Source organism: Flectobacillus rivi, from assembly GCF_030056655.1.
Taxonomy (GTDB): Bacteria; Bacteroidota; Bacteroidia; order Cytophagales; family Spirosomataceae; genus Flectobacillus; species Flectobacillus rivi.
The window spans coordinates 74,785-95,899 of the sequence record NZ_JASHIE010000016.1 but is presented as its reverse complement, the minus strand read 5'-3'; the positions used below and the strand labels follow the sequence as shown (position 1 = coordinate 95,899).

Here is a 21,115-nt window from a genome sequence, read left to right as displayed (position 1 = left end):
TCAAGATATTAGGAGTTATCAACATTTGTTCCGTTATTTGTCAAAAATTAAAACAAATGCAAACAGGAACAGTAAAATTTTTCAATGAGTCAAAAGGTTTTGGCTTCATTTCTCCAGAAAATGGTGGAGAGGATATCTTTGTCCACATTTCAGGATTAGTAGATTCAGTTCGTCAAGATGACAAAGTTGTTTTCGACGTAGCTCAAGGTAAAAGAGGATTAAATGCCGTTAATGTAAAGTTGGCTTAATATATAAGATATAACTGATCATTTCTTTTAAGCACGCCTTTCGAGGTGTGCTTTTTTTTGTACTAATGGGATGATTCTCAATTAATTTGTTTCGTAATTTATTACTGTTAACTTTGGTCTAATTAGCAAGCACTAATAAGTATTAATGCAAAATAAAATTGCATTAATGCGCTTTAAGCTGTAAGCCGTAGGCATTAAGCAAAAGAGCTTAAATTATTTCATGAGAGATTCTTTTCAACTTTTAGCCTACAGCATAAAGCCTAGAGCTTAATGCGGGTAAGATTTATTTTAATTTTGCCTACTAACTTAATAGATGAATTTCTCTCTAAAAGTATTTTACTTTTATTGTCTCCCGACCGACTTCCCTTCTTATTATGCTCCTCTAAGATTTCATCCATCATTTTAAAAGCTCCTAGGAGTATATCGGTTATGATAAAAAAAGATAAGAAAGTAAAAGAAAAAAAAGATTTGAGTATGTATATCACCTGCCTTATCCAAGACCCTGTGAAGGATTTTACGATTTCTTTTGATCGTGCTCTTTTGGATAAAAAAAGAGAAAAATACGGAGATAAATTGATTTTTAATCCTGCTTAGACTAACAAAGAAGAAGTGATTTAAGAAAAATATATGGGCAGAAAAAAAGAGTGTTTGAAACAAACACTCTTCATGGAATTAATTAGTTGGCCAATTTGGCAATTTGAACAGCTTTGGGTCCTTTACTTGAAGGTTCAACCAAAAACTCTACTTGGTCTTGCTCCTTAACTGGCTCTTTCAAGTCATTGGCGTGAAAGAATATTTTTTTCTTAGATTTACTATCAATGATAAAACCAAATCTTTTTTGAGTGTTAAAAAACTCAACGATCCCTTGATGTGCAGCTTTATCTGCTGGACCTCTTTCGTATCTATCTGATCTTTTTCCCGAAGCGGCATTATCCTCACTTCCCGCAGGTTTTGGAGGCGTAGTTGTAAGATTTCCATATTCATCAACATAAGCTAACATCTCTGAAAAATCCTTCCCTTTATTAGAGTTAGTTTTTCTATCCTCTCTCTTGTCATCTTTCTCTTGACGTTTTTTACGTTTTTTGGATTCTCTGTCTTTTTTGTTTGCCGTTATTTGGGAACTGCTCATATTGGAGGGGTTAAAATGTGATGTCAATCAATATTGACTATACCTGAAGATAGAGAACCAGTGTTGCATAAGGGGGTCATATTAAAATATTTCATTCCAAAAGCGATTGTGTTACGTCTATCCAACAAAGATAAAAGAATTATATGGGATTATGCTGTATTGAATGCGAAACCTACTGGCTATTGGAAGAATAAATTCCCCTTACATAAATATAACAACCTCCTTTCAATTTTATACAACTTTAACTGGAATATTAGCTAAATATTATTTTTTCGAGAAAAATAATAATTTAAAAAAGTTGCTAAATCAGGATAAAAGGGCATCGTAATTCGTTTATATTAGGGCACTTTTAACTATCCTCAATTTTACTATGTCAGAAAACTTACAAAATTCAAGAAGAGATTTCCTTAAAAAAGGCGCTGCGGCGGCTGTAGGAAGTTTCTTCATAGTTCCTCGCCATGTGTTAGGCAAGGGATTTATTGCTCCAAGTGACAAACTCAATATTGCTGCTATCGGTGCTGGAGGTAAAGGTCAATCGGATATTATTAACGCTTATAACAATGGTGCTTCAAATGTAGTGGCACTTTGTGATGTGGATTGGGCGAGAGCCAAAACTGCCTTCGAAAAATTCCCGAATGCCAAGAAATTCAGAGATTTTAGAGTAATGTTAGACCAAATGAAGTCTGATATTGATGCTGTAACGATCTCTACACCAGACCACTTTCATGCTTATGCAGCTATGGCTTGTATGCAAATGGGTAAGCACGTGTACGTTCAAAAGCCTTTGACACATAACATTGCTGAGGCTCGTATGCTTACCAAAGCAGCAAGAAAGTACAAAGTAGTAACTCAAATGGGTAACCAAGGTTCGTCAAACCCGCTTCAACAAATAGCTAGCAAATGGTTTGATGATGGCAAAATAGGTACAGTTCATACCGTAAATATTTGGACTAATCGCCCAGTTTGGCCACAAGGAATTCCTGTGCCTACAGATAAGCCTGCTTTGGTGGAGTCGATGTCTCCTGCTGATTGGGATGTTTGGGTTGGTCCTGCTCAATGGGTTGATTATCATCCGTTGTACCATCCATTCAAATGGAGAGGTTGGTGGAACTTTGGTACTGGCGCTTTGGGAGATATTGGTTGTCATACCATTGATTCGGCATTCCGTATTTTGGGATTAAGCTATCCAACCGAAGTAGAATGTAGCGTAGGGGCGGTGTTTATCAAAGATTGGACTCCTGAGTATATTCCTGAAGGTTGTCCTCCGTCTTCACACGTAGAAATTAAATTCCCAGCAACTAAGAAAAATAAGTCTGCTGTGAAAATGATTTGGATGGACGGTGGTATTCGTCCTATGCACCCAGATTTGATTCCTGCTAACACACCAATTAGTGATGATGGCGGTGCTAATGGTATTATTTTGACAGGGACTAAAGGTATCATGACTATTGGTATGTATGGTAACAACCCTAAAATTTATTTGAATAATGGCGAAGTTATCGATACGCCAAAATTGGCTAACGACATCAAGTTACCAGAATATGGTCACCAAGTAAGTTGGACGAACGCTTGTAAAGCAGGTTTTGCAAGTAAAGAGCATAAAGAACTATCGTCATCATTTGATTATTCTGGTCCGCTTACAGAAACAGTATTGATGGGTAATTTGGCGATTCGTAGTTATATGTTGCGCAAGAAAAACGAAAAAGGTGGACTTGACTTCTACGGTCGCAACAAGTTATTGTGGAACGGTGAGGACATGAAGATTACTAACTTCGACGATGCCAACCAATTTGTGGGTCGTACCTATCGTGAGGGTTGGAAAGTAGTAGATGTGTAGGAAACAGCTAAATCTTGAACTAGTAACTCATGATTTTAATAAACCGAGTACAATAATTGTAATCTGATAAAAAAACGGAGGTGACATCACCTCCGTTTTGCTTTTTAGCCTTTTCATGAATTAAGCGAATCAAAAAATTATTCAGCATTCAAAACTCGTAACTCAGCACTCATGCTTAGTATCTAATTGACCAAAATGGGTTTACTTCTTCTTTGAATTTTTCCTTCACATGCTTTTCTATCATTTGCTGATATCCCACTTCTTTGATTTTGCTTCCTTTAATTTTTTTGGGTAAATCTAATTCTGTTGTAAGTTTTTTAAACTCTATTTTGGAGGCTGAAATCACACAGGCGCCATTATTAATATCTAATTCGAGTATGAGCCCTGGCAAGCCCCAAAGTCTTTCAGGTCCAGCTTTTGCCTTAATATCCTGTGCAAACCACGCCACAATTACTTGATTTTTGATAGGGTCTTTGATTTGCGCCTTCATACAAATATGCCCCGCAACATCCTTTATATCGTTCAAAATTTTCCATTGAGGGCGTTCTAGACTATCTTCAACAACGTAGGTTTTCCCAAGAAAATCAATCACATCTGTGAGAGTTTCATTTTCGAAGTCTCTATAAATGATAAACTGCTCTTTCCGCCAAGAATATCCATTGGTATTTTCTTCCTTTTCCTCATATTTCGAACCTTTAGGACTAAAAAATAACGTATAGGTTTGAGTACTAATGTCAATATTCCCAAACATATAGGCATTTTTTTCTTTTTGCTGTTTACTCAAAAAGGTCATTTGGTCATTCATTTTTGTCCATGAAGTCGTTCGCTTGAAAGTAACTTCACCTTCGTTTTTTTGAGCTTTTGCCCAAACTCCAAAGGCGAGCAAAAGAATAATTAAGGTCATTTTTTTCATATAATTTGTGTCTATAATATCTAACCAGATAGAGAAATATTTTACCTAAAACATATTATTATTCTTTTTCAATTTAGCATCATGTCCTCGTACGTTGTAAGTCAAACTCAACATAAAGTATCTAGCAAGAGTAAATGCTTGCTGATAAGTTACAAAGTTTTGAGAACCCGTTTGGGTGATAGCTTGACGCTTATTAAATACATCAAATGCTGCCAAACGTGCTTCCAAACGGTTATCTTTCATCAATAAGCGACGTACTGAAACATTTAAAATGGGGATGTTTTGAGAAAAGTTAAATCGATCGTTTTCGTAACCTGTATAGTTGAAACTACTTTCTAGGAAGGTTTTCTTGATAAAGCTCCATTTGGCATCAATATTCAATCCTTTGCTAATAATATTCTGATTTTGACGGGTTTCGATAGAATATTGAATATTGTTAATTGAATAATTTCCGCCTAAAGTCACAAATATTTTATCGCTTGGGGTAATACTAAAACCGATGCTGGCTCCATAAGCATTACTGTTGGTAGTATTTAATACAGAGTTTACCAACGTGGGTGTTGTTGAAAAGGTGTAGTTTGCGCTTAGGTTGGTAGTCCATTTAGTTTTAATAATGGGGAAACTAGAATATAAAGTAGTTCTAAACGACTCGGCACCAGACATATTTTCGGGACGAGTACGTGTTACCAAATTAGCATCAACAGTTTGATTATAAACCACTTGATTAAGATAGTAATTGTAATTCATCCAGAGATTGATACTGGTAAAGTTGCTTTGATTAAAACGTGAAATACTCAAGTTTACATCATGTGATTTGGTTGGATTTAAGTTTTGATTTCCCTCTGTGATATAAAAAGGGTTGGTGTTTTGAATAACAGGCTGCAAAGCACTAATACTTGGTGCATTGACATTTATTCCATAACCAAATCGAATGTAGGTACTTTGTTGTGGATTGAAGGTTGCTGTAAAATTTGGCACAATAGCATCGTATTGTTTAGAAATCTGAGTTGTCAAATTTCCACCTTCGGTAGGATATACTTTTCCTGACAAGTCGTATCTCAATGCTGCTACACCAAGCGATAGATTAATCCCTTTCTTATTAAAACGCAAACCCGTTCCGATTCGATTATAAGTAATTCGGTTTTCATAATAAGTACTCAAACTATCATATCGTTGAGTTTCGATAAGACCATTATAGGCATCGCGACCAACATTTTGTTGGTTATTTGAAAAGTTATAAAAGTTTTCCCAAAAGAAACGCTTCGAAAGAGGTTCCAAATAATTCAAACCCGCTTTTAATGTCAGTGTTCGGTTAGCATTTTGATTAAGTTGAGCTATTGCACGAATTTGGTCGTTGGGATTGCTAGCTTCGAAGAACTGTGTTAATGAACGAATATTATCTGTTCCATCGGTAGTTGATCTTACAAATGAGCTACTAGCAGCAAATACACGTCCAACCTTTTTGAATTTATGACGGAAAATAGCAGTACCATTTAGATTATAAGCATTCAGGTTTGAGCTATTGTTGAGATTAATACGGTTTTGTAAAGCATCATTATTGTTGATGTACTCTTGACGAGTACCCACAGCGCTATTCGAATTACTAAAACGTAAATTTGCTTTGGTAATCAAAGTATTTGTCGAGTCAAGCATTTGCTCCCAGCGTCCACTGATGGAGTGGTTAGCTCTAAAACTTACTGTTGAACTGGTATCCAAAGTACTGAAAGAACCATTTTGAAGGAAGGTTCTTTTGTTCTGATTTTGATCCAAATTCAATTTAGTTTGATTATACACATAGCTGGTACTCAGCTTGGTTTTGTCATGTGTATAATTGTAGTTGACACCGCCACCCAAATTATTGGTAAAACCTTTTCCATTGAAACTACTCAATAAATCATCGTCTCCACCAATAAAAAAGGCGTCTCCACCACTTCCAAAGCCAAAATCTCCATTATCAAAACTACTGAAGGTATTATTTCCTTTAAACTCGCCATAGTCACTCCAGTTGACACCCGTTTCGTTGATATTATTAGCATATCCAATGACAGAGAACTGTTCTTTTTTGTTGAAACGGTTATAATTTCCTCTCAAAACTCCTCGGTCTGAGGTACCAATGGCGCCTGTAATTTTACCAAATTCTCCTTTTTTGAAGTTTTCTTTCAACTCCAAATTGATGGTTTTTTCCTTGCTACCATCGTCTACACCAGTAATAGTGGCTTGGTCTGATTTACGATTAAACACCTGAATTTTCGAGATGGTCTCTGCGCCTAGATTTTTGGTGGCAGCTTTTGGGTCATCGCCAAAAAAGGTTTTGCCATCGACGGTTACTTTTTTGACATCATTTCCTTGCGCCTTAATGTTTCCACTTCCATCCACTTCTATACCAGGCAGTTTACGCAATAAATCTTCAACCGTTGAACCTGGTGGTACTTTAAATGAAGCCGCATTATATTCGATAGTATCGCCTTTGATACTCAAGGGAGCTTTGGCAGTTTTGACCACAATTTCGAGTAATTCTTGCGAGATGGGTTTGATTTTGATAAAGCCCAAATCGTTTATAGCTGTTGGGCTAGGAGTGAGGTGTTGCTGATAAGGTAAAAAACCAACGTAAGAAATTTTGAGGAGATAGGGAATGTTTTTAACATTTCGAAATTCGAAAACTCCTTTTTCGTTGGCATTACCAAAATTAACTAAGGAGGAATCTGAAGGTGAAAGTAACATTACTGTAGCATCTGCCAATACAGCCGAGTTGGTATCTTGAACAATACCTTTAATACTTATACGAGTAGGGTTTTGTGCATAAAGTCGTGTTATGGCGAGCATCAACAGCACACTTAATAGGACTAGAATTCGATTCATAGGTCTGATTTTTAGATTTAATGGAGGTAAAGAAAACATCTTGTTTCCTTGATAGAACAAAGATAAGTATATCTACGAGTTTTTCGTAGATATACTTATCTATTAGCAATAAAAAATTTAAAGTAGCTTATAATAGGTTAATAAATGATAAAAAATCGCTAATCAGGATGTTTGAAGGAAGCGAAGACTAATATCTTATCACCCAAAACGGATTTATTTCCTCTTTGATTTTTTCCTTGATAAACTTATCAATCATGCCCTGATATTCAGCGTCAGTGATTTTTTTACCCTTGAGTTTTTTGGGAGGTTCAAGTTCTTTGTCTACTTTTTTGAATTCAATTTTTGAAGCTACAACAGTTACCGCACCGTCGTTGATATCTAGTTCTAAAATCATTCCTGGCAATCCCCAAAGTCTTTCAGGCCCTGCCTGCGATGGGAGGTCTTGTGCGAACCAAGCCGTAATTTTTTGACTTTTGATAGGATCTTCTACCTGAGCTTTCATACAAATGTGCCCAGCGACTTCTTTCAAGTCATTCAAAATTTTCCATTCAGGAAGTTTTAGACTATCCTCTACGATATAAGTTTTACCTAACATTTCAATGACATCCGTCATCGTATTTTTAGTAAAATTACGACCAATACTATACGCCTCTTTGCGCCAAGCATATCCTTCTGATTGATCGTTTTTCTCTTCAGAATTGACATATTTGGATTCATTATCATTGAAATAGAGAAGGGTGTAATTAGCCCAATCGTCTTTTCCACCAAACATATAAGACATTCTTTCTTTTTCTTGCTTACTCAAATAAGTCAAGGTAGAGTTAAGTTTTGTCCAATAGGTCGTTCTCGTAAAATAAACAACCCCTTCGTTGTTTTGTCCGAAAGAGGTAAAATAAGCGATATATAGTAGTGCTAAAAGGAATATTTTTTTCATCGAAATAATAGTTTTCTGTTTGTAAGAATAGATTCTCTGTAAGTTGGCAAAAGGCAAAAGAGTATCAACCTCTTTTGCCTTTACGTTTCATTAAAAGAATCCTCCGTTTTTCTTGAGTTTGTCTGAGTGACCTTTAAGGTTATAAGTCAAGCTCAACATAAAGTAACGAGCCAAAGTCAGTGCCTGTTGGTTGCTTACGGTATTGAGGTAGCCCGTTTGTACAATAGATTGACGTTTGTTGAAAATATCAAATGCTGCCAAACGTACTTCCATACGGTTTTCTTTCATGAATAATCTTCTTACCGAGCAGTTAAGAATAGGTATCTCTTGGTCAAATCCAAAACGGTCGTTGCGATAGCTGTTATAATCAAAACTAGTTTCGAAGAAGGTCTTTTTAGCAAAATTCCATTTTACAGACGTTGATAAGCCCTTGGTACGGATATTTTGGTTTTGATTATTTTCAATCGTGTAAGAAATATTGTTGAATCCAAGATTTCCTTCGATGTTCATGATTAGCTTCTCACTTGGTGTAATACTAAAGCCCGCATTAATCGTGTAATTTTTATTGTTGGTTTGATTCACAACGGTATTGACAATGGTTGGTGTATTAGAAGTGTTAATATTTCCCGATAGATTCATCGTCCATTTAGTTTTGATGATTGGGAAACTTGAATACATACCAACGTTAAAGTTTTTACCTCCTGACATATTTTCAGGGCGAGTTCTTGTCACCAAATTAGCGTCTACAGTTTGGCTATAAACTATTTGACTCAAGTAATAGCGGTACGAAGACCAAATACCAATACTGGCAAAAGTTGCAGGGTCAAACTTAGAAATATCAAAACTTAACTCGTGGTTTTTGGCTGGCAATAAGTCCTGATTACCCGAAGTGATATAAAATGGGTTATTGTTCTGAACCACTGGCTGTAAATCTGTTATACTTGGGGCTTCAACGTTGAGCGTATAATTAAAGCCCATGTAAGCATTATTTTTGAACTCGATATTGGCAGAGAAATTTGGAGTCAAGGCTTGATATTGCTTACTGATATTTGCTGTAAGAGGTTTTCCTTTTTGAGGATATACCTTGCCATCCAAGTCATATTGTAATACTGCTAATCCGAATGATAAGTTGATTCCGTCATTTGAAAATCTCAAACCTGAACCCACACGATTGTAGGTAATTTGATTTTGATAATAGGTACTCAAACTATCATAACGTTGTGATTCCAAATTACCATTGAATGCGTCACGTCCTACATTTTGACCGCTGTTGTTGAAGTTATAGAAACTTTCCCAATAGACTTTTTTAGAAAGGGGCTCTAAGTAATTTACCCCTGCTTTAATCATCGTAGTAGTATTGGCATTTTGGTTGAGCTGAGAAATCGCACGAATTTGGTCGTTGACGTTGGTTGCGTTAAAGAAGCGTGTCAACGAGCGAATATTATCTGTTCCATCAGTCGATGAAGTGCTTAAAGTGCTACTGGCTGCAAATGTTCTTCCTTTTTTCTTGAACTTATGGCGATAAATAGCCGTGAAATTGAAGTTATAGGCATTCAGATTAGAGCCATTGTTCATATTGATACGGTTCTGAACATCTTCAGAGTTATTTAAATACTGCTGAACTTGGTTAACAGAACTATTGCTCCCGCTGAAACGTAAATTTGTTTTAGCAATAATGGTATTCGAGGAATCCAACATTTGTTCCAAACGAGCAGCTACGCTATGTGAGTTTCTAAAACTAACAGTATTGTTGGTATCAAGCGTTGTAAAATTGGAGTTTTGGAGGAAAGTTTTCGTACTTTGATATTGGTCGAGGTTTAACTTAGTTTGGTTATAGAAATAACTTGAACTAAACTTTGTCTTTTGGTGAGTGTAGTTGTAGTTGACACCAGTACCAAAGTTGTTTGTAAAGCCTTTTCCGTCAAAATTGTTCAGATAATCGCCTTCCATATAATAGAATCTATTGCCATTTCCGAAGCCAAAATCTCCATTATCGTTGGAATTAAAAGAGTTATTTCCTTTAAATTCACCATAATCACTCCAGTTTACACCCGTTTCGTTAATGTTATTGGCATAACCTAACACAGAGAATTGTTCTTTTTTGTTGAAACGATTATAGTTTCCTCTTAAAACGCCACGATCAGAAGTACCAATAGCGGCTGTAATTTTTCCGAAAGCACCTTTCTTAAATTCGTCTTTCAGTTCTAGGTTAATGGTTTTTTCTTTTTTTCCATCGTCAGCACCAGTTAAAAGTGCTTGGTCAGACTTACCATTATAAACTTGTACCTTAGAAATCGTTTCAGCGCCTAGGTTTTTGGTAGCAGCTTTGGGGTCGTCACCAAAGAAAGTTTTTCCGTCAACCAATACCCGTTTTACATCTTTTCCTTGGGCTTTGATATTTCCACTGGCATCTACTTCGATACCTGGGAGACGGCGCAGGAGGTCTTCTACTGAAGAACCAGGCGGAACCTTGAACGACGCAGCGTTATACTCGACCGTATCACCTTTGATACTAAGTGGCGCTTTGGCTGTTTTTACTACTACTTCAAGAAGTTCTTTGGCGATCGGCTTGATTTTGATAGGACCGAGGTCATTGACATCGTTGGGAAACTCTTTGAGTTTTTGTTGGTAAGGCAAAAATCCCACGTAGGAGATTTTGAGCAAATACGAAGCATTTTTTACATTTCTGAATTCGAAGGAACCTTTGTCATTTGCTCTAGCAAAGTTCACCAATGACGAGTCTTTGGGTTGAAGAAGCATGACTGTTGCGCCTGTAAGTGTCATAGCACTTGTATCTTGCACAACACCACGAATGGTCACACGAGCAGGATTTTGGGCAAAGAGGTTGGTACATGTAAAAAATAAAGCAATTAATAGAACTAAAGATTTGTTCATAGAATTTTGAATTTTAGATTTTCTTGGAGGTAAATAGGAGTGCTGAATTATGAATGATGAGTTTTGAGTGTAATTTTTATGATTACTCATATTTTATCTCATTAATTTCTTCAACTTAATTCTGCACGACTACGTATATGGTTTATGGAGCGGTGTATATATGGGGTTCAGCTTTCGGGTATCGGCTTTCAGCAACTTATCACTATAAAACATAAAATCACTCAGTGCCTCTGTACCTATATGGGTTTCGGCTTTGAGCTTTCGGCTTTCAGCAAAATGTATTTTGTAAACAACTTATCACTTTAAAACATAAAATCACTCTGTGCCTTTGTGCCTGTTGCCTCTGTGCCTATTTCAACAATGATTTTCAAATTTATAGGAAGTTCACAAGAGTCCTTATGAATTTAAGAATTTTTAACTAAAAGTTTAGCTAATTAACTAAAAAAATAGTTTAAATCATTGGTTCATGAAAAATTAATTAGGACATTACACTAATAGCCTGAATAAACTTACTATTAGGCATTGCGTGCAAGATATATTTTATCAAAAAATTGTAAGGAAGGAATGGGATGAAAGGCTTAAAATATGGGCTGAAATTCTTGGGAATTATATTTTTCGGTAGAAAACTATAGTTAAAAAATAAACCGCAGAAAAAGCTTCTCTGCGGTTTAAACGAAATACCAAGTTAAAAATTATGGTCTTAAGCAGTTTTTGCTGCTTTGCGACGAAGAATTCTATTTTTCAAAGATTCTATAATCATATACATACAAGGTACAAGCAAGAGAGTTAATAGGAGCGAGCTGGTTAAGCCACCAATAATAACCCATGCCATACCATTTTTTACTTCTGCACCAGCGCCACTTGCTATGGCAATAGGCAACATACCTGTAATCATGGCAATAGTCGTCATCAAGATTGGACGTAAACGTTCTTTACCTGCCTCAATCAATGCTTCTTTTACAGATAATCCTGTCTCTTTCAAGTGATTGGTAAAGTCTACAATCAAAATACCATTTTTGGCCACTAGCCCCAACAACATGATCAAGCCGACAATAGCGAAGATAGTCAGAGATTCCATCGTCAAAGCAAGAGCTAATAGCGCACCAATCAAAGCCACAGGAATTGAAAATAATACTACAAAGGGATATACCACACTTTCGTACAAAGCCACCATAATGAGATATACCAAAATTACACCTAGCAAGAAAGCAAATCCAAGGCTACCAAAGGCATCTTTCTGACGTTGAATCTCGCCTAAATACTCAATCGTTAGTCCTTGTGGCAATTTTAATTTATCTACCTTTTTCTGAATATCTGCCACGATTGTACCAGTTGGACGACCCACGGCGGATGCTGTTACCTTGATAGAGTTCATACGGTCAGAACGCTCCAATACCGATTGTCCAACTACCTCTGTTACTGTTGCAACATCTTTGAGTTTGATGATAGCTCCACGACTATTGCGCAAAGTCAAATCACGAACGTTTTCGATAGAACGTTTGTCGGATTTATCTAAGGTAATATTAATGGGATATTCTTCGCCTGACTGTCTGAACTTAGATTGATCGTTACCTCTAAATGCTAATTGAATTGCTCCACCAACTTCGGGAACACTCAAACCAAGGTTAGCAATTTTTTCACGGTCAAGTTGTACAGAGATTTCCGATTTCAAACTTTTAGTCGAAAACTCCACATAGTCTGTTCCAGGGGTTGTGCGAACAATTTCTTTTACTTGATTCGCAACTTGTTGAATATCATTCATATCAACGCCTTTGATAGCAATCTGGATAGGCGCTTCGCTATTCCCTGTAAGTCCTGTCAAACGAATTACTACCTTTACGCCAGGAATTTTGTTGATTTCGTCACGCAATTGTGTACCAAAAACCTCTGACGAAACCTTACGTTTTTCTTTAGGGACTAAGGTTACAGCTATTTCGGAAATATTACTATTGCTACCACCTGAGCCCATAGCACCTGTTTGAGTACCCACATTGGCAAATACCTTTTCTACTTCTGGTTTTTGCAAAATCATTTGCTCGATTTGCTTAGTTACCAAGTTAGTTTGTGACAAAGGCGTTTGTGGTGATAACTCTAATTGAATAGTTAATTCGCCACGGTCGCCATTTCCAGCAAAAGATGATCCAATAAAACCAGCAGGTAATAGTGAAAATGCACCCACAAACAAGATTAAAATGGCAATCAAAACCCAACGTTTGTGATTTAAAGACCATACTAAGATTTTACCATACTCTTCTTTAACACCATCCAAAAAGCTTTCAAAGCCTAAATTGATACGTCCCCACAAGCTTGATTTGCTTAGTATTTCTACTTTCCCCCATCGTGAAGCCAACAAAGGCGTCAAGGTGAATGACACAAACAAACTCATTAGCGTTGAAAATACTACCACCAATGAAAATTCTCTCAAGATATTACCAATCAAACCGCCACTCATTGATAAAGGCAAGAATACCACAACGTCCACCAAGGTGATAGCGATTGCTGTAAACCCAATTTCCTGACGACCTTCAAGGGCTGATTCTATTTTACCTTTACCCATTTCGAGATGTCGGTAAATGTTTTCTAAAACCACAATACTATCATCAACCAAAATACCTACAACTAATGAAAGCCCCATCAAAGTCATCAAGTTGAGCGAGAAACCAAACACATACATCAAGATAAATGTTGGAATCATAGCCGAAGGAATCGCTACCAATACAAACAAGGAGCTACGGAAACTATGTAAGAAAAATAGCATTACAGCCCCCACAATCACAATTGCCAAGAAAAGGTCATGTACTACAGCATCAGCAGAAGCCAAAGTATAGACCGATTGGTCATTGGCAATTTCGTAATCAAACTTCTGAGAAGCATATTGTTTTTTAATGTCAATTAGTTTCGCTTTTACAAACTTGCTTACATTTACGGCATTAGCATCGGCTTGTTTTACGATTTCGATACCAATACCTGCTCTACCATTGTTACGGTTGATGGTTGTTGGTTCTGTTTGCGCATCGGTAATAGTACCTAAATCAGACAATAGGACACGACTACCATCGGCATTTTGGCGAATAATCAATCTACGTAGCTCCTCTACTTTAACCAATTTGGCATCCAAACGGATTGAAGTACGATTATCATTATTTAGTACACTACCCGCAGGGTAAGACATATTGCTGTTGGCAATCATTTGATTGACTTGCGCCGACGAGATACTATATGCCTGCAATTTGTCATTATCAAGATTTACTTGAATTTCTCTTTCGCTACCACCAATCAATCGTACCGTACCTACACCCGCTACATTGGCGATTTGAGGTTTGATTTTTTGGTCAATCAAATCATACAAGGCAGGCTCCGACAAGTTGGCTGAAGCACTAATACGTAATACAGGTATTTCGTCCGTATTATAACGGTTTACCACTGGATCGTCGGCATCGTCGGGAAGTGTAGACTTGATTTGGTTAATCTTTCTTTCGGCATCGCGCTGCGCATCTAGGGTATTCACACCAGATTTTAATTGAATCGTAATCAAAGAAAGACCTTCCATTGACTGCGATGACATTTTATCGATACCCTCGATAGCCGAAACGGCTTCTTCGATAGGTTTGGTGACAACATTTTGTATTTCATCCGATGAGGCTCCACGGTACATCGTTTGAACCATAATCACATTTGCCTCAAATTTGGGCAAAAGGTTATAATTAAGCTGTTTATAGCTGACAAACCCGAATAAAATTAGCGTTACAAAAATTACGGTAATCAATAAGGGTCGTTTTATAGATAATTCGGTAACTGACATATTCTTATGATAGTTAGCTGTTATTGATTAGACGTTTTTGTAATTTTAGTCCCGTTAGTCAAGTTGATTTGACCACTTGTAACGACCTCTTGACCTTGCTGTAAACCAGAAATAACCTCAATGTTTTCGCCAATTTCACGACCTAATGTTACTTTTTGAACAATAGCCTTTCCGTCTTGGACAACATACACATAAGGATTTTTGATACCTTCTGCCAAAGCCAATTTTGGAATTTGCAAAACGCTTCCTTTACGTCCTAAATCAAAGTTGACCATCACGTACGTACCCGCACGAAGGCTGTTGCCTGTCAGGGTCAATTCTACACGATAGTTGTGGTTTTCGTCACCTTTTGGAGAAATGAATTTTACTTTACCTACAAATGCCTTATTCGGAAAAACATCGGTAGTAATTCGCGCCGATTGACCAATTTTTAGTTGATAAACATCTTTTTCATTGACATAAACCACTGCTTTCAAATTCACATCATCCACGATAGTAGCGATAACATTACCAGGGTTTGCATATTCACCAGCCATCAATTTTCGAGAAGTAATCACACCACTAATCGGTGAAATAATATTACCATCTGCGATTTGTTGTTTGGTCAATTCGATTTGAATGCGTGTATTTTCAACATCATATTTTGAGTTGGTTACGCTCACTTCTGTACCTGCATTTCCTTTGAACAAATCGGCATTACGCTTCAAATCCTTTTCTAATTTGTCAAGCGTCAACTGATTGGCTTTCAAATTGATTTGTTTGATTTTTGAATCTAAAGTACCGATTACCTGTCCTTTGCGTACACGTGAACCAACCTCAATACCCAAGGTTTCGATTTTACCTTGAATAGCACTTGTAACAGTTGCTTCGTTAGTCAATTCGATGTTAGCAGGAAGACTTACATCACCAGCCAATTCTTGATAGCTTACTTGATAAGTCGAAACAGCCACTGGCAATGCCGTGCGGTCTACCACTACCTTGTTTGCTTCAATTTTCTTTTTGTTTTTATATAGCGTAAATCCAATTAATCCTACCAGAGCAATAATGGATAGTGTGATTACTGACTTTTTCATTGATATTTTTGATTAAAATTGATTGATATAGCTTTTTAAAGACCCTTTTGATTTTTCATATTCCAATCTCGAACTCAGCACATTGATCAACGAAGTCATGTAATTGCTTTGTGCTTCTTTGAACGAGTAATCAGAATTGAGCAAATCTGATAATGTTGCCACTCCCTTTTCGTATTCTACCGTTGTACTTTCTAAGACAGTTTTGGCAAAAGTGAGGTTTTCACGGTTGATGCCTAAGTCCGATTGAGACTTTTGTAATTGAGCCGAAGAGTTATGATATAGCATCGAGAGATTATCACTCATCAACTTATAATTAGCCTTGGCGTTTAATAGTGAAATTTCGGCTTGCTTGAGTTGGCTACTTTTGCGGTATCCACTAAACATTGGGATATTTACTTTTAAACCAATAGTCGAGAAATCAAACCATTTACCAAATGAAGGACCAAATTCGTTTCCAAAACTTTGTCCACCATAACGGGCATACATCGAAACCGTTGGCAAGAAAGCAGCTTCTTTGCGCTTTACGTCAAAAGATAAAAGCGAAGCATTGGCATTCTGAATTTTGAGGTCTAGCAGGTTACCTATTTCAAAACCATTATCTTTTTCTCCCAACGCCATTCCCTCATAATTCAAAGATTCAACATCCACTACATCTTCTGTAACAGGCATACCAATGGCATTTTTGAGACGGTTTAAAGCGATTTGCTTGTTTACTTGTAGAATTGATTTTTGGGCAACAATATTGTTCAAGCTTGCTTTGGTACGGTCATACTCAGTTTTTTTGATGACGCCTTTCTCTAAACGAAGTGCCAAAATCTCCAACAAGTCTTTATATTTCTTTTCGTTCTCAAGCGTTAGTTTTTCTTGTTCTTTGATAACTAATACTTGAAAATACGCACTTACCGTATTGTAAATCAGCTGTTCTTGGTTTTGTTCTTTTTTAAAGACTGAAAGCTGGTTGTTGGGTTCGGCAGCTTTGATACCCACTAACATCGACTTGTCATAAATCACTTGGTCGAGTTGAACTGTCCCCATCGTATTATACTGATTACCAAACTGTAATCTAATTTCAGTAGGAGAAAATGCTCCCGCAGGAATTACAGTAATTTGGCGCTTGAGGTTATCGTCAAATGTGACTGTACCATTTACTTGAGGTAAATAACCCGCCAATGCTTCTACTGATTTTTGTTTGGCTAGGGCTATTTCATTTTCGTAAACGGTGTTACTCACATGATTTTTGAGCGCATAATCTACACTCGATTTTAAAGTCAAACGTTGCTGTGCATTGGCACTCAGCGAAAGCCAACATCCTAACAGTGCTAGGTAATATGGTATTGTTTTCATAAAAGAGTAGTTGATTTTAATATTGTTGAACTTTCAATAGTTGATTTTGTCAACTATTTGAGCAAAAAAATTATTTTTCTGAATTTTGTTTTAATTTGATAAGAACTTTAGTGAATACCTCAAGTTCTTCTTCTGTAATACCTACCAAATTTCTTTCGGTCACCACATCGATTACTTCTTGACACTGTTTCATAATATCTTTTCCAGCTTCGGTAATGACTAAGTGTTTTTTGCGACGGTCGGTAGTGTCGTTTACACGAATCAAATAACCCATTGCTTCCAACTGGTCGATATGACGCATAACCGCTGATTTGTCCTTATGAATCATTTCGGCCAAATCCGATTGAATTGTTTCTTCTTTTGAAGCAATAAGGTGTAATAAAAAATGTTGCTCAGGCAAAATTTGAATACCTGCATTGGCCAATTCACGAGCCGATTGCTTGAACAATGCTTTGACTGTATCAGCAAATAGGTATCTAAATGAATTACGTTGTACTTCCATTATCGTTGACTTTAAAAAAGTTGATTTTTAAAATAGTTGACAAAATCAACGATTCAAAATTAGAGTATGAAAATGAATTCTCCAAAGAAATTTGATGAAAAGTAAAAAAAGCACGTTAACTGGCAGAAAATCAGGCGCAAAAAGCATGAAAGTGTATTTCTAAGTCAAGAATTGGCACTGCACAAAGGATTTGAAGAATCACCCATTTCGGATATGAGATATTGGACTTGGGAAGAACAACAAACTTTATCGAAGAATCGAGGATGAAAGTTGGGGAGCACATCAGAATAAAATATCTTCGTAAATAATAGATAGGAATTGAAAGGTATCAACCTAATAAATAGATAATAATGTTATTTTCATACAGCTTTTATAGCTCATTTTTATTAGTTTTTTTCATTCACTTGTTGGTGTACAGTCTTTTGTTTTTGATAAAATATATCAAAACTCAGCAACTTTCCAGTTTTTGGATGAGCTTATTTCTGTTGTTAAGCACCCTATATTTCACGCCTTGGATGGTTGGATTTGCTGGTTGGTATGACACACAACCTTATAGAGATTTCCTATTTTACACTCCTTTTCAACACTTATTTCTGTTAGGACCAGTGCTATTTTTTTATACACAAAGTCTACTGAATCCTGCGTTGAGACTAAACCGTAGCATGTTATTGCATTTCATCCCTGCCATTCTATATTTGGTGTACAGTGCTATCATCGTGATTTATGATAAATTCATCATTCATGATTATGGTTTTCTTGCCAGTGGACAAGACCCTGACTTTGATCCATGGTATCAGCTTTTGGGATTTGTCAGTATGTCGGTTTATTTGGTTATGGGATTTAGATACCATCAATTGTATGTAAAAAGTATTAACCAAGTTTTGAGTAACACAACGGCCTATTTGTATCCATGGTTGCCGAGATTCTTTTTTGCTTGTATCACTTTGCTATTCATTAGGGGCGTCGTAGCGATATTGGGGCTTATTTGGGATATGAACTATATTAATACATGGTGGTACTTTTTATGCTATGCTATTTGCTGCTATTACATTGCAATTTTGAGTTATAGCAATGCCGTCGAAAGTAAGTTGTTGTTTCGAACCAATCTCTTATCTACAGACGAAACCTATTGGGCTGCGTCTGATACCATCGACACAGAATATATCTCTATTCCAATTGCTGAAAACACCACAACTCAAGAGCTAAGTGATGACTTGTTAACAATCAAAGAATCGCTCCTCTCAGTTTTAGAACAAGAACAAGTTTTTCTGAATCCTGAACTTACCTTGGTTGAGCTGTCAAAACAACTCAATACCAATGCTTCGATTTTGAGTAAAGTAATTAATAAAGGTTTTGGTCAAAACTTTAATGATTTAATCAATCAGTATCGTATCAACATTGTGATAGGTGAAATAGAAAAAGGGCTTCATAAAAAACAAACGTTGTTGAGCATCGCATACGATTGTGGTTTTAATAGCAAAGCAACTTTTAACCGTGCTTTTAAAAAAGTTACCAATTTTACCCCTGTAGAATACATTCAACAGCATTTTCTTTAATAAAATAGGTTTCAAATCATAATTTGAAGCGATTGAGGTATCCAGCTAGAGCTACTTTTGACGAAAAAAAACATTTTATGCAAAAGCTATTCGACCTCTTATTTCGCCCAATCACTATGCCTCGCTGGTGGCAAGACGTATTCATTAGTATCCCAAGAATCATCTGTGGATATTGGCTCACTTCAGATTTTGGCGCCTCCAAATTTGGTTTGCCTTGGACTCCTGCTGAGATTAATCTTGGTTTATTTGAAGTGGTATTCTGGTTTCCCAGCGATGTTGCAGCGTATGGGGGTATTTTCAAAACATTCTCTGTTTTTCTAGCCTACATGGGCGCTTTTAGTGAAGGTATCGGTGGAATGGCCTTTATACTTGGTTTTCAAACTCGCCTATTTTCATTTTTGATGGCATGTACCATGCTTGTGGCGGCAATCTGTCAGCAGTGGGACAATGGGCTATGGTCAATGATGCCAGCTTTGGGGATTCTGTGGGTAAGTATGTTTCATCTTATTTTAGGAAGCGGACGCTTTGGCATCGATCATTTGATTTATCAAAAACAGAATTTCAAGATTGGAATGTTTAGTTTATTACCAATTGTCTTGGTATTACTGATGGCAGGAGTTCAAGATACAAAAACTCATACAGTAACAGTACAAGTAACTTTGCCACATAAAACAAGTGTTAAAACGATGGGAGTTCGAGGAAATGATGCTCCTCTTAGTTGGGATACCGATTTAGCGATGAAGGAGATAATTAAAGATTCTATCTATACCGCTCAATTTAAAGTCAACACGGGTTTTAACTTTACCAAAATAAAATTTGTACTAAACGGTGAAATCGAACTAAAAGACCAAGGGAATAGATATATTTCGTTAGATAATAAAACCACAAATACCGTTTATAAAGCTATGTATGATGTGGCAAAAGATGATAAGAAAAAGTAAATGTTAGTTGTTGACAAAAAGGTTTATTTTCTACTAGAGTGCGAATGAATTCGCACTCTAGTAGAAAATAGATCATCACTTGGCAGAAATCAATAATCCCAAGCCAAGGATATAGCACAACAACATGATATTAAGTAAAGTATTGGTACCTTGAGGAGCATTTTTGAATTCTTTCCAGATATAAATACCCCAGATAGCAGCTACAATGGTAGCTCCTTGTCCCAAACCATACGAAATAGCAGGCCCAGCCGTACCTGAAGCGATGATATTGAATGACATTCCGATGCACCAAATACTACCGCCAACAATACCCATAAGATGACTCTGGCTTGTGCCCTTGAAATAATCTGAATAGCTTACAGGTGCTCCTACAAAGGGTTTTTTCATTAAAAATGTATTGAAAACAAAATTACTCAAGAAGATACCTACCGCAAAAAATACCACAGCCGTATAAGGACTTAATTTTCCCTCTATTGGATGTGTAAAATCAGGGAACATGGAATTGGCGACGTATTTATAAAATAGTCCCATCAACAACCCACTAATAACCGAAAGAGCAAGTCCTTTGCTTGATACAGAAGCCGTATTGCCTGCAAGCATTTTTCGATAGGCATTAGCATTGAGCAAAATAGCAATTACAATAAGCGCTACCCCCGCAAAAATAAAAGTTGAATTACCAATAGGGGCATCGATATAATTCACAATCACGCCGACTACCAATGCCAAACCTATTCCCACAGGAAAGGCAACCGACATCCCTGCAATAGAAATAGCTGCTCCTAACAGGATATTAGCCAAATTGAATACGATACCACCTATAATCGCTGAATAAATATTGACAGTATCAGCTTGTTGTATATCTACTAAAAAACCTCTTCCTCCTTCGCCCATACTTCCGAGCGTAAAGGCAAATAATAAGGAAGTAATGAGTATTCCGATAACATAATCCCAATAGAAAAGCTCAAAACGCCAATTGGACGAAGCTAACTTTTGGGTATTGGCCCATGAGCCCCAGCATAACATAGTTACGATACAAAAAACCACCGCAGTGGTATAGTTTTCGATGATAAACATAAATTTGA

At 36.7% G+C, this 21,115-nt stretch carries 15 protein-coding genes; 5 read left to right on the top strand and 10 right to left on the bottom strand.

What is annotated here, in order from left to right:
- The first annotated feature begins 56 nt into the window (after nucleotides 1–56).
- Entirely contained in the window at nucleotides 57–248 is a 192-nt protein-coding gene (locus QM481_RS20515) for a cold-shock protein (RefSeq protein WP_166551966.1), read from the top strand.
- A 429-nt stretch (nucleotides 249–677) separates the two neighbouring features.
- Entirely contained in the window at nucleotides 678–842 is a 165-nt protein-coding gene (locus tag QM481_RS20510) for a hypothetical protein (RefSeq protein ID WP_166551967.1), read from the top strand.
- Nucleotides 843–924: 82 nt separating this feature from the next.
- Here the strand turns inward: QM481_RS20510 and QM481_RS20505 are convergent, their stop codons facing one another.
- Nucleotides 925–1,377, bottom strand: coding sequence for a cold shock domain-containing protein (locus QM481_RS20505; RefSeq protein ID WP_283383112.1), 453 nt, complete (start codon nucleotides 1,375–1,377; stop codon nucleotides 925–927).
- Between the two features lie 370 nt (nucleotides 1,378–1,747).
- Here QM481_RS20505 and QM481_RS20500 point away from each other — a divergent pair, with 370 nt between their 5' ends.
- Nucleotides 1,748–3,214: a Gfo/Idh/MocA family protein gene (locus QM481_RS20500; protein WP_283383111.1), complete on the top strand. Its 1,467-nt coding sequence runs from the start codon at nucleotides 1,748–1,750 to the stop codon at nucleotides 3,212–3,214.
- Between the two features lie 175 nt (nucleotides 3,215–3,389).
- Here QM481_RS20500 and QM481_RS20495 read toward each other — a convergent pair whose 3' ends face one another.
- The 8 genes from QM481_RS20495 to QM481_RS20460 form a co-directional block, all read right to left on the bottom strand.
- Nucleotides 3,390–4,127, bottom strand: a complete 738-nt coding sequence (locus QM481_RS20495; protein WP_283383110.1) for a GLPGLI family protein — start codon at nucleotides 4,125–4,127, stop codon at nucleotides 3,390–3,392.
- A 45-nt stretch (nucleotides 4,128–4,172) separates the two neighbouring features.
- Entirely contained in the window at nucleotides 4,173–6,986 is a 2,814-nt protein-coding gene (locus tag QM481_RS20490; protein WP_283383109.1) for a TonB-dependent receptor, read from the bottom strand.
- 187 nt (nucleotides 6,987–7,173) lie between these two features.
- Nucleotides 7,174–7,920, bottom strand: a complete 747-nt coding sequence (locus QM481_RS20485; RefSeq protein WP_283383108.1) for a GLPGLI family protein — start codon at nucleotides 7,918–7,920, stop codon at nucleotides 7,174–7,176.
- 90 nt (nucleotides 7,921–8,010) lie between these two features.
- Nucleotides 8,011–10,815, bottom strand: coding sequence for a TonB-dependent receptor (locus tag QM481_RS20480; protein WP_283383107.1), 2,805 nt, complete (start codon nucleotides 10,813–10,815; stop codon nucleotides 8,011–8,013).
- A 700-nt stretch (nucleotides 10,816–11,515) separates the two neighbouring features.
- Nucleotides 11,516–14,617, bottom strand: coding sequence for an efflux RND transporter permease subunit (locus tag QM481_RS20475; RefSeq protein WP_283383106.1), 3,102 nt, complete (start codon nucleotides 14,615–14,617; stop codon nucleotides 11,516–11,518).
- 20 nt (nucleotides 14,618–14,637) lie between these two features.
- Nucleotides 14,638–15,690: an efflux RND transporter periplasmic adaptor subunit gene (locus QM481_RS20470; RefSeq protein ID WP_166551975.1), complete on the bottom strand. Its 1,053-nt coding sequence runs from the start codon at nucleotides 15,688–15,690 to the stop codon at nucleotides 14,638–14,640.
- 12 nt (nucleotides 15,691–15,702) lie between these two features.
- Nucleotides 15,703–17,034 (bottom strand): TolC family protein, encoded by a 1,332-nt coding sequence (locus QM481_RS20465; protein ID WP_283383105.1) that lies wholly within the window; start codon nucleotides 17,032–17,034, stop codon nucleotides 15,703–15,705.
- A 70-nt stretch (nucleotides 17,035–17,104) separates the two neighbouring features.
- Nucleotides 17,105–17,536, bottom strand: a complete 432-nt coding sequence (locus tag QM481_RS20460) for a MarR family winged helix-turn-helix transcriptional regulator (protein ID WP_283383104.1) — start codon at nucleotides 17,534–17,536, stop codon at nucleotides 17,105–17,107.
- Between the two features lie 470 nt (nucleotides 17,537–18,006).
- Here QM481_RS20460 and QM481_RS20455 point away from each other — a divergent pair, with 470 nt between their 5' ends.
- A complete protein-coding gene (locus tag QM481_RS20455) occupies nucleotides 18,007–19,092 on the top strand; it encodes a helix-turn-helix domain-containing protein (RefSeq protein WP_283383103.1) in 1,086 nt (361 codons plus the stop codon).
- Nucleotides 19,093–19,169: 77 nt separating this feature from the next.
- The gene (locus QM481_RS20450; RefSeq protein ID WP_283383102.1) at nucleotides 19,170–20,033 is read left to right on the top strand and encodes a DoxX family protein; all 864 of its coding nucleotides are present in this window, start codon (nucleotides 19,170–19,172) and stop codon (nucleotides 20,031–20,033) included.
- A gap of 75 nt (nucleotides 20,034–20,108) precedes the next feature.
- On the opposite strand, the gene QM481_RS20445 is transcribed toward QM481_RS20450, so the two are convergent.
- Nucleotides 20,109–21,107: a GRP family sugar transporter gene (locus QM481_RS20445; protein WP_283383101.1), complete on the bottom strand. Its 999-nt coding sequence runs from the start codon at nucleotides 21,105–21,107 to the stop codon at nucleotides 20,109–20,111.
- Nucleotides 21,108–21,115: the final 8 nt, after the last annotated feature.

What these genes read in the sequence shown, in the direction of transcription:
- QM481_RS20515 (WP_166551966.1), top strand. Translation starts at nt 57, where the DNA reads ATGCAAACAGGAACAGTAAAATTTTTCAATGAGTCAAAAGGTTTTGGC.
- QM481_RS20510 (WP_166551967.1), top strand. Translation starts at nt 678, where the DNA reads ATGATAAAAAAAGATAAGAAAGTAAAAGAAAAAAAAGATTTGAGTATG.
- QM481_RS20505 (WP_283383112.1), bottom strand. Translation starts at nt 1,377, where the DNA reads ATGAGCAGTTCCCAAATAACGGCAAACAAAAAAGACAGAGAATCCAAA.
- QM481_RS20500 (WP_283383111.1), top strand. Translation starts at nt 1,748, where the DNA reads ATGTCAGAAAACTTACAAAATTCAAGAAGAGATTTCCTTAAAAAAGGC.
- QM481_RS20495 (WP_283383110.1), bottom strand. Translation starts at nt 4,127, where the DNA reads ATGAAAAAAATGACCTTAATTATTCTTTTGCTCGCCTTTGGAGTTTGG.
- QM481_RS20490 (WP_283383109.1), bottom strand. Translation starts at nt 6,986, where the DNA reads ATGAATCGAATTCTAGTCCTATTAAGTGTGCTGTTGATGCTCGCCATA.
- QM481_RS20485 (WP_283383108.1), bottom strand. Translation starts at nt 7,920, where the DNA reads ATGAAAAAAATATTCCTTTTAGCACTACTATATATCGCTTATTTTACC.
- QM481_RS20480 (WP_283383107.1), bottom strand. Translation starts at nt 10,815, where the DNA reads ATGAACAAATCTTTAGTTCTATTAATTGCTTTATTTTTTACATGTACC.
- QM481_RS20475 (WP_283383106.1), bottom strand. Translation starts at nt 14,617, where the DNA reads ATGTCAGTTACCGAATTATCTATAAAACGACCCTTATTGATTACCGTA.
- QM481_RS20470 (WP_166551975.1), bottom strand. Translation starts at nt 15,690, where the DNA reads ATGAAAAAGTCAGTAATCACACTATCCATTATTGCTCTGGTAGGATTA.
- QM481_RS20465 (WP_283383105.1), bottom strand. Translation starts at nt 17,034, where the DNA reads ATGAAAACAATACCATATTACCTAGCACTGTTAGGATGTTGGCTTTCG.
- QM481_RS20460 (WP_283383104.1), bottom strand. Translation starts at nt 17,536, where the DNA reads ATGGAAGTACAACGTAATTCATTTAGATACCTATTTGCTGATACAGTC.
- QM481_RS20455 (WP_283383103.1), top strand. Translation starts at nt 18,007, where the DNA reads ATGAGCTTATTTCTGTTGTTAAGCACCCTATATTTCACGCCTTGGATG.
- QM481_RS20450 (WP_283383102.1), top strand. Translation starts at nt 19,170, where the DNA reads ATGCAAAAGCTATTCGACCTCTTATTTCGCCCAATCACTATGCCTCGC.
- QM481_RS20445 (WP_283383101.1), bottom strand. Translation starts at nt 21,107, where the DNA reads ATGTTTATCATCGAAAACTATACCACTGCGGTGGTTTTTTGTATCGTA.